The organism is Alcanivorax sp. HI0044 (assembly GCF_001634945.1).
Map to the genome: position 1 here is coordinate 1 of NZ_LWEZ01000979.1, position 590 is coordinate 590.

1 protein-coding gene is annotated in these 590 nt (G+C 49.3%); it reads right to left on the reverse strand.

Features of this window, described 5'->3' with window-relative positions; genetic code table 11:
• Positions 1-149: 149 nt before the first annotated feature.
• A partial coding sequence (locus A3730_RS11565; protein WP_197477448.1) for an aspartyl/asparaginyl beta-hydroxylase domain-containing protein occupies positions 150-590 on the reverse strand: 441 nt, incomplete at its 5' end.

Sequence of the window (590 nt, forward strand, 5' to 3'; positions counted from 1 at the left end):
TTCCTGTTTCGATTCTTATTTTGTCTGCAGCTTTACTTATTATCTCCCCACACCAATATTGTCACGGCAATTCAGCGGCTGCCAATCACAGCACGGCAGATCTTCGCCGCGCTGCTACCGTTAATCGTTCTTTGAAAAATGAATAGCATTCACAGCAATGAGTAACCGATGCTGCCCAGCACTGCCAGAACCACCGCCCACTTGGCTGTTACATAGAACCGCTTATTCTTCCTCTTCACCGATTTAAGGAACGCTTTATACGCGAGAACGCCCTTGCCCAGCTTGTTACCAATGCCAGTGTGACTACTGTCCACGTTGTCAATCATGAACAAGCGATTAAAAAACCAGCCGAAGAACCAGTACGCCTTCTGCACCCATTTACTCTTCAGGGGGCGATCCACGTCAGTCATCAGGATGATGCGCGGAGTGTCCGTGCGATTCCACGCAGAATGAATATAGGTTTCATCGAAGATAATGCTGTCGCCATCGCGCCAGATGTAATCCTCCTCATTCACCGTCAACCCGCAGTTTTCATCATTGGGGGTACTCAGACCAATGGAGTAGCGCAGCGTGTAGGCAAACGGATCGTG